At 57.8% G+C, this 9,992-nt stretch carries 7 protein-coding genes and 1 pseudogene; 6 read left to right on the top strand and 2 right to left on the bottom strand.

Annotation, left to right across the window (positions count from 1 at the left end; all coding sequences use genetic code 11):
• Positions 1–132: 132 nt before the first annotated feature.
• The gene (locus tag GRI72_RS09455; protein WP_160733641.1) at positions 133–675 is read left to right on the top strand and encodes a recombinase family protein; all 543 of its coding nucleotides are present in this window, start codon (positions 133–135) and stop codon (positions 673–675) included.
• Between the two features lie 588 nt (positions 676–1,263).
• Here GRI72_RS09455 and GRI72_RS09450 read toward each other — a convergent pair.
• Both GRI72_RS09450 and GRI72_RS15010 read right to left on the bottom strand, forming a co-directional pair.
• A complete protein-coding gene (locus tag GRI72_RS09450) occupies positions 1,264–2,391 on the bottom strand; it encodes a site-specific integrase (RefSeq protein WP_160733640.1) in 1,128 nt (375 codons plus the stop codon).
• 78 nt (positions 2,392–2,469) lie between these two features.
• Positions 2,470–2,655 (bottom strand): annotated as a pseudogene (locus tag GRI72_RS15010) (DUF6538 domain-containing protein); the annotation flags it as partial.
• 252 nt (positions 2,656–2,907) lie between these two features.
• On the opposite strand from GRI72_RS15010, the gene GRI72_RS09445 reads away from it, so the two are divergent.
• The 5 genes from GRI72_RS09445 to GRI72_RS09425 all read left to right on the top strand — a co-directional run bounded on the left by GRI72_RS09445 (position 2,908) and on the right by GRI72_RS09425 (position 9,973).
• Complete coding sequence (locus GRI72_RS09445; RefSeq protein WP_160733639.1) at positions 2,908–3,336, top strand: plasmid mobilization protein; 429 nt, start codon at positions 2,908–2,910, stop codon at positions 3,334–3,336.
• Complete coding sequence (locus GRI72_RS09440) at positions 3,333–4,577, top strand: relaxase/mobilization nuclease domain-containing protein (RefSeq protein WP_160733638.1); 1,245 nt, start codon at positions 3,333–3,335, stop codon at positions 4,575–4,577. The genes GRI72_RS09445 and GRI72_RS09440 overlap by 4 nt, the downstream gene beginning before the upstream one ends.
• A 415-nt stretch (positions 4,578–4,992) precedes the next feature.
• Positions 4,993–5,163, top strand: a complete 171-nt coding sequence (locus tag GRI72_RS09435; protein ID WP_202389031.1) for a ribbon-helix-helix protein, CopG family — start codon at positions 4,993–4,995, stop codon at positions 5,161–5,163.
• Positions 5,160–6,908 carry an Eco57I restriction-modification methylase domain-containing protein gene (locus GRI72_RS09430; RefSeq protein ID WP_160733636.1) on the top strand — a complete coding sequence of 583 codons (1,749 nt, stop codon included), beginning with the start codon at positions 5,160–5,162 and terminating at the stop codon, positions 6,906–6,908. The genes GRI72_RS09435 and GRI72_RS09430 overlap by 4 nt, the downstream gene beginning before the upstream one ends.
• Positions 6,905–9,973 (top strand): Eco57I restriction-modification methylase domain-containing protein, encoded by a 3,069-nt coding sequence (locus GRI72_RS09425; protein WP_160733635.1) that lies wholly within the window; start codon positions 6,905–6,907, stop codon positions 9,971–9,973. Before GRI72_RS09430 ends, GRI72_RS09425 begins: the two co-directional genes overlap by 4 nt.
• Positions 9,974–9,992: the final 19 nt, after the last annotated feature.

Here is a 9,992-nt window from a genome sequence, read left to right as displayed (position 1 = left end):
GCACCCATCTCATTGAGGTAAGCTCGAGCGGGACATTGGTGTGAGACAGTTTCGGCGTCCCAAATGATTTGCTGACAGATTCGAAACATCTGCGATGTCGTGGCCTAGAGCCATACGAGACAGGAGACGCGGATGCTGGTCGGATACGCACGGGTGAGTTCGTCGGGACAGTCGCTCGACATCCAGAACGAAGCTTTGTCCCAAGCTGGATGCGAAAAGGTCTTCGCCGAGAAGATGTCGGGTCGTTCTGCCAAGGACCGCATTGAACTCGCGAATGCACTCGACTTCGTTCGGGAAGGCGACACGCTCATCGTCACGAGGCTCGACAGGTTGGCAAGGTCGGTTGGTGACCTGCACCGCATCATCGAAACGCTGACCAGCAAGGGTGTCGAGTTCCGCTGCATCAACCAAAGTGGCGTCGATACCGACACCTCGACGGGCAAGCTGATGTTGAGCATCCTCGGTGCGGTTGCCCAGTTCGAGAACGACATCCGTCGCGAACGACAGATGGAAGGCATCGCGAAGGCCAAAGCCGAAGGGCGCTATAAAGGCCGTCCAGCGACCATCGACCCCGACGAGGTAAAGACCCTCCACCAACAAGGCATGGGAGCCTCTGCAATCGCCCGTGAGATGAACATCGGTCGAGCCAGCGTCTATCGAGCACTGGCAGCCTGAAGCCCCCTCAGAATGGCTCTACAGCCATCCCAGCACCATCATCGCCCCACGGGTGAAACCTTACAATGTCAATCCACGAACTCTCTGGAACGTGACCACGCTCGCGTCGGCGTGGGCTTTCGAATCGACAATAAGCTCTCGCCCATGGCGCGCGCATTATTAATCTGCACGGTCGCCCGTCATCCGCGCGCAGCGACCCGATATCGTTGACGGAAAGACGAACTGTGGCACGCTCGGTGGATGACCGAACCGACCGTTGCCGACCACGCCGATACCATCGTCATCACTACCATGGCCGAAACCGCTTCTGCCGATGTCACCGATGGTCACAATGACGATGACCAACGTTGGGTCGCAGCCGTCATCGCCAGCCTGCCAGCACGCTCACGCGAAGCGCGGCAAGCGTTGGCCGAGGCTTTGTGGAACGGTGATGCTGCCTTGTCCGCTCCTGTCGGGTGCGCCAATCTCCCAAAACCGTCGAGAAACGAGCATCTTGCCGACGCTGGTGGCGAAGCGTGTAGCACATCGGTGTCGCACACCGACCATTTCCCACATGTTGCAACTGCTTGTTCCAGCGGACAGTCTTCATCAGTCGCTTGTGGCACAACTGTCGGGAGTCGAGGAACTCGACTCCCCCAGCAAGGGCCGCAATGCATCGACATCATAAGACACGCGGGAAATTGCGTCCTGCAAAGCCGCGATGGGGTAGCCGCTGCCATATAGGTCACCAATCGACACAGTTCCCGAGCGCGACCCGCTCCATCCGCCGAGGGCGAATGCGAGTTCACGCTCGACACCACCAGCGCGGAGAGAATCACGGAAGCAATGGCGGAAGCTGTGGAAGCTTGTGCGGTCCAGCTTCGCGCCCGCCTGCGCGAGGTAGCGTGCGAACCATTTCGAAAAATAGGCGGATGCGTAGCCGAATCTGTCCAGTGCCAAATCTGGCCACATCCTCGAGCCTCCTGACGAGCACCTCTTGCGGTGATGGTCCAGCAAGCCCGCGCGAACCAGTGCTGGATGCACGGGCACGACCCGCTCGGAGGAGGCAGTCTTGACGCGCTTTCCACACGTCGGGTCGCTCTTCACGATGAAGCACGGGACACCATCGATGTCCGCGATGTCATCAGTCGTCTGCTGACAGATTTCGTTCTGCCGCAACCCGCTGAACAACGCGATGAGCGGCACGTAAAATCTCGATGGGCAAGGGGGATTGAAACGTGTTGTGGTGGGATTCCTGAGCGCCTCGAACGGTGGGCCTGTGAAGATGCGCTGAAGCTGGCCTGTCGAGAACGGGCGACGCTTGTCTCGGACGGGCACAGGGTCCGCGACGCGCAACCCGACACAGGGGTTTCGGTCAGCAAGTTCTTCCTTCACCAGCCAGTTCATCATGCCCGCCCAGCGCGTCATGTATCCATTGCAGTTTGCAGCGGCCATTGGCCGCAGGCCGTCGCGGACCGCCATCGCAGCGATGGCGGGTGGTGTCATGTCGGGCCACTTCTTCCCATAGTTCGGCGGCAGGTGACGCAGCGTGTCCAGCACTCGTCGGCAGTCTTGCCGACCGACATCGGCCACCAGCGTTTCCGCTCCGAGCACCGACACCACCACGTTTCTGACCGTCTCATAGGCGAGCGTCGTCTTGTGCGTTCGAGTGCTGCTCGGGTCGGTGAGATAGCGGTCCCACGCCTCGGCCAATGTGATGCGGTGTTGGTCGGACATCGGACGTCGTGGCGCTTGGGTCGAAGGTAGAGCGGTTGAAGGGCGGAATGATGTCGAACCGCCAGCCCGCAAAGCCTCGAACCAGTCGGTTACTTCCAACGCGACAGTTCGGCACCGTGAAAGAGCATCGGGATATGCTGCCGTCCCGAGCGTGCGATTGATGTGACTCTTGCCAATGACCGCAACAAGGTCGGCGGGGACTCGAACGCGAAATTGCCAGATTCCCCCTCGACGCCAAATGCCTCGAAGCCGCTTGTGATACACAGTTGTGCCACAAGCGACTGATGAAGACTGTCCGCTGGAACAAGCAGTTGCAACATGTGGGAAATGGTCGGTGTGCGACACCGATGTGCTACACGCTTCGCCACCAGCGTCGGCAAGATGCTCGTTTCTCGACGGTTTTGGGAGATTGGCGCGCCTAGAAGGTGAAACTTCGAACGCGCTATTCGACACTCTATCAGAGTGGAACGACCATCTCAAACATTCTGACCTGAAAGGATACGATGAGCCGACCCCATGAGGATGTCGGCTCAAGCGCCATTTTTGAATGCGGCGGACCGCCCGACCGAGGCTGCGAAGAAGGAATACCCCAAGCCAGTGTCCGTTCGCTTCACTGACGAAGAGCGGGCCGAACTTGAGCGTAAGGCAGGCGATCTGACCTTAAGCGCCTATGTCCGTTCGCGCTGCGTTGGTGATTCCGCACCCGCCCATCGAACCAAGGGCAAGCGGCCTGTGAAGGATGAGGAAGCCCTGGGGCGCGTGCTGGGAGCCTTGGGCCGTTCGCAACTGTCCAACAATCTCAATCAGCTTGCCAAGGCCGCAAATAGCGGAACGCTTGGGCTGCAAGAGGACACCGAGGCTGCCCTTCAAAAGGCAGCTTACGATATCGCATACATCCGTATGACTCTCATCAAGGCGCTTGGCTTGCAGGATGCTGAGCCATGATCTTTGTTGGCAATGTTCGCGGCAACGGCCAGAATCTGGCTCGCCATCTGATGAGTTCCGAGAACGAGCATGTCACCGTGCATGAAGTCTCGGGATTCGTGGGCGACGATCTGGCGGGTGCATTCAAGGAGGCCGAAGCAACAGCGCGCGGCACCAGATGTCAGAAATACCTCTATTCGCTCAGCCTGAATCCGCCTTCGACCGAGAACATTCGAACTGAAATCTTCCTGGAAGCCATCTCACGTGTTGAAGATCGGTTGGGCTTGGCCGGTCAGCCCCGCGCGGTAGTCTTCCATGAGAAGGACAACCGTCGGCACTGCCATGTCGTCTGGAGCCGCATTGACAGCCAGGAGATGAAGGCGATCCCTGTCTCATTCCCCAAGCTCAAGCTGATGGAGTTGTCGAAAGAGCTCTATCTTGAGCATGGATGGGACATGCCCGATGGCTTTCTCCAACCACGCTTCCGTGATCCCAAAAACTTCACGCTCGCCGAATGGCAGCAGGCGAAACGCATCGGTGAAGATGCTCGTGAGCTCAAAGCGATATTTCAGTCATGCTGGCGCCAATCTGACGATCCCAAGTCGCTTGCCAACTCCCTTCAGGAACATGGTCTCATGCTCGCCAAGGGCGATCGGCGCGGCTTTGTAGCGACCGACATCAATGGCGAGGTCTATGCGGTCGCGAGGTGGTGCGGCGTGAAAACAAAGGAGGTTGGGGCTCGGCTCGGCGATCCTGAACAGCTTCCCTCCATCGCGGAAGCACAGCGACAACTCGCCAATAGGGCCCTGCCTGGCGTGCAAAGGCTTGAACAACGGGAGGCAGCCAAACTCAACCAACTCACTGGACAGCAGGAAAAGCTTCTTTGGAAGCTCGCCGACAAACACGCGGAGGAACGTAAGGCTCTGTCAGTGAGGCAGGACATCCGCACATCCAAGGAACTGGCGCTCCGCCAGGAACGCTTCAACACGGGGTTGCGTGGCCTGTTCGATCGGATCACGGGAGCCTACACCAAACTGAAACGCCAGAACGAACTTGAAACCTTCGAGGCTGCCAAACGAGATCAGAAAGAGCGCGACGCGCTCATATTTCGGCAAATGGATCAGAAGCGAGAAATGGCTCGCAACAGTCAGAGACTGCTTGAGAAATCGCAACGTGCCACGAGAGAACTACGTCAGGATTTGGCACGCCTAAGCAAGGGGCCCGACGAGTCTCCTAGGGCTCGCGATGGGCCAAGCCGCTGAAAACTGCCAACACCCTTTCTTTTGCCCGCCCTCACTCTAGAGGCCATGGGCTACAAAGCGGTGGAAGTCTCGTTCATCAAGCTTTCGCAGCCAGCCAAATAGCGGTGACCGCTTCCAGCGGCGGAATGCTTCCGCGCACAATCCGCGCAGGGTTGATTGTGGGTTTCCAAAGGGGGCGACGATACGCTCTTTCGGTCATGGGGTTCAGCCACGCAGGAACCCGTAGCCTGATCTAAAGGGTTCAGGCCTGAACTTATTCCCCTTTTGTTCTATGCGTGGTAACGTCCCCGATACAGGCCTCAAGAATCGTGGGATGACTCGTATATGGTGCTTTGTGGCATGCACCACACTGGTGTAAGGTGGTGCAAAGAAGGATTCGAACGCCATGCCGCGATCACCCCAAAGAAAGAAAAAAATGGACAAGTCCGCCCATCGACTGTCGGTAAGCCTGACGCCGGAGCAGCACGCCGAGCTGCTGGAAATCGCCAACAAGAACAAAGTCTCGGTCGCCTGGGTTGTGCGTGAGGCGATCGAGCGCCTGCTTCGCGATGAACAACCGCTTTTTCACGTGAGGCAGCCAAGATGACCGAACTGTCTCGCATTTCCACGCAACGAAGTCCGGTAAGCAGCGCCGAACGGACCAACAGCGGACGTTTCAGCGAACTCGATCCCGACAAGCTGCGCGGGGGCTACTACACGTCCGATAGTCTGGCGCGGTGGCTGTGCGATTGGGCGATCCGGGACGCCAATGACTTGATTCTGGAACCGAGCTGCGGTGACGGCGAGTTCCTGCTCGCAGCCACGGACAGGCTTGCGACGCTGGGAGCCAAGGGACCTTCGCGGGCGAACCACCTGTTCGGAGTAGAGATATTGTCGGACGAAGCCGACAAGGCGCGCCAACGGCTCCGCAGCCAGCTGGGCCATCGCGCTGCGGACGTTGTGGAGACGAGCGATTTCTTCGCTTGGTGGAGCCGTCGCAATAGGCCTCTGTTTGATGCTGTGGTCGGCAATCCTCCATTCATCCGGTACCAGAGTTTTCCTGAGCCGCATCGAAGCCGCGCCATGGATATTATGGTGGGCCAAGGCCTCTCCCCTAATCGTCTGACGAACATCTGGGTGCCGTTCGTTGTGGCCGCCGCGGCCTCGTTGAAAGCCGGAGGACGCATGGCACTGGTATTGCCAGCCGAACTTTTACAAGTCAGCTATGCGGCTCAACTACGCTCATTCCTTACCGACAGGTTCGGCAAGATCGATTTGATCGCCTGCAATGAGTTGTTTTTTGAGAAGGCGGAACAGGAAGTGTTGCTACTTCTTGCCGACGACGCACGTGAAGCGCCTTGTGAAACTAATCCCTGCCAGGTGACGCTGACGGAAAGCGCTTCGGTCGCCCACATCGTCAAGCGCAAGCCGGCCTCAGTGCTCAAGGGGGCGTCGCCCAAGACCATCTGCCACGATAGCGAAAAGTGGCTTAAGTACTTCCTGAGCGCTGAAGAAATCGCGTTCATGCGCAAGTTGCGCACGTCGGGAGTGGCGACGCCGCTGAGTACCTATGCGTCGGTGAATGTGGGCGTCGTGACGGGCAAGAACCAGTTTTTCGTGCTGCGGCAGAGCGAAATCGAGAAGCGCGGCCTGCAAGGCCATACCATGCCCCTAGTCTCCCGTTCAGCGCACCTGCACGGAGCATCCATCGGGAAGCGTGACTGGAAGGAGCTGTCGGCGCAGGATCAGCGCGTCCACATGCTGCACCTTGCTCCGATCAACGGCTCAAAACCTAAAGGCGCCCTCGAGAGCTATATCCGCCTCGGCGAGGAAGAGAAGGTTCATAAGGGATATAAATGCTCTATCCGCACGCCTTGGTATGCGGTCCCGTCAGTGTGGGTGCCCGATGCATTCGTGTTCCGGCAGATATATGATTTCCCGCGCGTTGTTCTCAATACCACAGAAGCGACATCCACCGATACGATCCACCGGATGCGCTGTAAGACCGAGAATCCGCGCGCGGTGATTGCCAACACATATACCTATCTGACGGCGGCCTCGGCTGAGATCGAAGGACGGAGCTATGGCGGCGGCGTGCTTGAGCTTGAGCCGACTGAAGCCGAAAAGCTATTGATGCCTGCCAAACTTGGCCCCGCCATGTCGATACCGGAAGCTGATCGGCTGGTGCGGGACGGTCGTCTCGCCGATGTCCTCGAAGAAAACAACCGGCTGGTGCTAATGGGTCAGATGGGGCTTTCCAGAAACGATTGCCGTTTGTTGCAAGCGATCTGGGAGAAGATGCGTGACCGGCGGCTGGGACGTAGACGGGCCAAAAGGACGGCGAGTAAGTGACCGGCGGCGACCCAAAGGACCGCGCACGAGCGCAAGTGGCCGAACTTGTCAAACGGTTCAAGCATAACGAAGCAGACCACTTGCGGTCCACTTACAACGAAACGCAGGCACGTACCGAATTCATCACGCCGTTGCTTGAGGCGTTCGGCTGGGACGTTCACAACATGGCCGGACATCCGTTGACGTTTCGGGAGGTGATTGAAGAGGCCACCGTGGAAGTCGGCGATGAGCGTTTATCCAAACGTCCGGACTATGAGTTGCGGCTCGCTCGCCAGCGCAAACTTTTTGTAGAAGCAAAGAAACCGAGTGTCCGCATCGACAAGGAGCGCGCTCCCGCGTTCCAGACCCGACGCTATGGATATTCCGCGAGCCTGCCGATTTCGGTTGTCACCAACTTCCATCAACTGGCGGTATACGATTGCCAGCCTGTACCCACAGAGACGGATGAGGCACACGTCGCGCGGCTTTGTCTTGTGGGATACGAAGAGTTTGAAGAGCGGTTCGATGAACTCTGGCTCCTTCTCTCCCGTGAGGCTGTTTATTCGGGGAATTTCGACCGGCATTTTGCCATCGATGCGACCAGACACGGCGCAGAGCAATTCGACGACTATTTTCTCTCGCAGGTACGTGACTGGCGCGAGCGCCTTGCCGTGGACATTCATGCCAACACCCCCGGCCTTACATCGGAAGAACTCACCTACGCGGTGCAGCTCTTCTTGTCCCGCATCGTTTTTCTTCGAATCTGCGAAGACCGCGAGATTGAAAAATACGAGACTCTCAAGAACCTCGGCGGAAGTGCAACCTTCGATGCGCTGATGGAAGTGCTACGGCGCGCTGACGAATTTTACGATTCCGGTCTGTTCAGCCTTCTTGATGATGAACGGCTGGGCATCCGGATCAGCGATGCAACACTCAGCAGCATCATTTCCGAGCTGTATTATCCACAAAGTCCTTATACCTTCGCAGTCGTCGAGACCGAAGTGCTCGGCGAAATCTACGAACAGTTCCTAGGCGAAGTGATCACCGTCGGTGGCGGCGCAGTCGAGATCGTCAGCAAGCCGGAAGTCAGGGAAAGCGGCGGAGTTGTCCCTACACCGAGTTTCATCGCCGACACCATTGTCGAGCGCACGATCGGGCCGGCCATTGCAGGGAAGTCTCCGCAGGAGCTTGAAGGCTTTACCGTCGCCGATACGTGTTGCGGGTCGGGCATATTCTTGCTGTCCTCCTACGACTTCATGCTGGGCCACTATTTGGACTGGTATGTGAGCCATGATCCCCAGGCACATGCAGGCCGGGAAATCTATGAGGCCGGGGCAGGTCAGTGGAAACTAACCTTCGGCGAAAAGCGGCGCATCCTTCTCGGTCACTTGCGCGGCGTAGATATCGATCCGAATGCCGTTGAGGTCGCGCAATTCAGCCTGTTGCTCAAGCTGATCGAAGACGAGAGCGAAGCTGCGCTCAAGGACTATGTGACCACCCATAAGCACCCGGCGCTTCCCTCGTTGAGCGGTACGATCCGGTGCGGCAATTCCCTTGTCAGCACATCTGAATGGCAAATCGCATGCGGGGAGATGCCTGGGGAAGTCCGCGACAAGGTCAACCCCTTTAGCTGGGAGGAAGAATTTCCGGCGGAAATGGTAAGCGGTGGCTTTGATGTCGTTGTCGGCAACCCTCCCTATGTCCGCATTCAAAATATGGTGGCTTTTTCGCCTGAAGAGATCGCCTATTATCATGCGGAAAATTCACCCTACACGACGGCCCGACAGGATAATTACGACAAATATGCCCTGTTCATAGAGCGCTCGCTTGCGCTCGCGAAGAATGGAGGGCGCATCGGTGTCATCGTTCCTCATAAATTCATGACGATTCAGGCAGGCCGCGCGCTGCGCAGCCTTCTCGGCGGTAAGTCCGTTCTTCGTGAAATCGTACATTTCGGGGTCAAGCAGGTCTTCGGGCGAGGGACCGCGAACTACACCTGCATTCTGATTCTCGATTGCGCGGGCTCTCAATCCGTTGCGGTAGAAAAAGCCGGACCACTAGAAGCATGGCGTTATGGCCAAAAGGGGCCGGTGACCACCTATGATACCGATGCGTTCGGCGAAGCGCCATGGGAGTTCGCGGACGAAGAGGTGCGAGCTTTGTTCGAACGCATCAGAGCGACATACCCTGAACGACTTTCGGCGGTGGCGGACGTCGAAGTTGGCGTGCAAACCAGCGCGGACAAAATCTACATTGTGCGCGAGACCGCCTCAGACGCCGATACGATCACCTTCCGCTGGGACAATCAGGACTGGAGGCTCGAGCGCGACATTCTGCGTCCCTGCCTGCTCGATGCACCGCTTTATGCATATACTCGCCCCGAGGCGAACGCGTGGATGATCTTTCCGTATGAACTGATCGCCAACGAGAATGGACGGACGCGTGCGCGACTGATCCAGCCTGGTGAGATGGCTGACCGCTACCCCTTATGCTGGGCGTATCTAAATGCTCGCCGGGAGGACCTTGAGCGGCGCAACATTGTCGGTGGTTCTGCGGATGAGCGCCAGTGGTACCAATATGGCCGTTCCCAAAGCCTCACCAAGTTTGACCGGCCAAAGATCATATTGCCGGTTCTGTCTGTGGAACCGCGTTACGCCTTTGACGAGACCAACATCCTGTTCACAGGCGGCGGAAATGGCCCCTATTACATGATCCGTGCAAAGGGCGATGGTCCGGTTTCCACTCTTTATCTACTGGCGGTGCTGAATCATCCACTGTGTGAAGCGATGATACGGACGAACACCAGCCCCTTCAGGGGCGGCTACTATTCACACGGCAAACAGTTCATTCAAAGCCTTCCTGTGCCGATCCCGGATGACGCGCACAGAGCCGAGATTGAAGCGCTGGCGCGCCGCGTGGTGACGGCCACTGATGAACTGGCTGCGGCTCGAACGCCGCATGAAATCCGGCGACGCGAACGCGCGTTGGCGGACATGCGGACGCGGCTGGAAAGGCGTATTGGTGAGATTTTCAATCTGTCAGAAACGGATTGGGACACTGTGAAATCAGTGCCTATTCCGGAGTAGTCGACATCGATTTTGCGGG

The organism is Pelagerythrobacter marinus (assembly GCF_009827515.1).
GTDB lineage: Bacteria > Pseudomonadota > Alphaproteobacteria > Sphingomonadales > Sphingomonadaceae > Pelagerythrobacter > Pelagerythrobacter marinus.
Note: the sequence above shows the minus strand (reverse complement) of the source record. Positions and strands in the feature narration are given on the sequence as shown.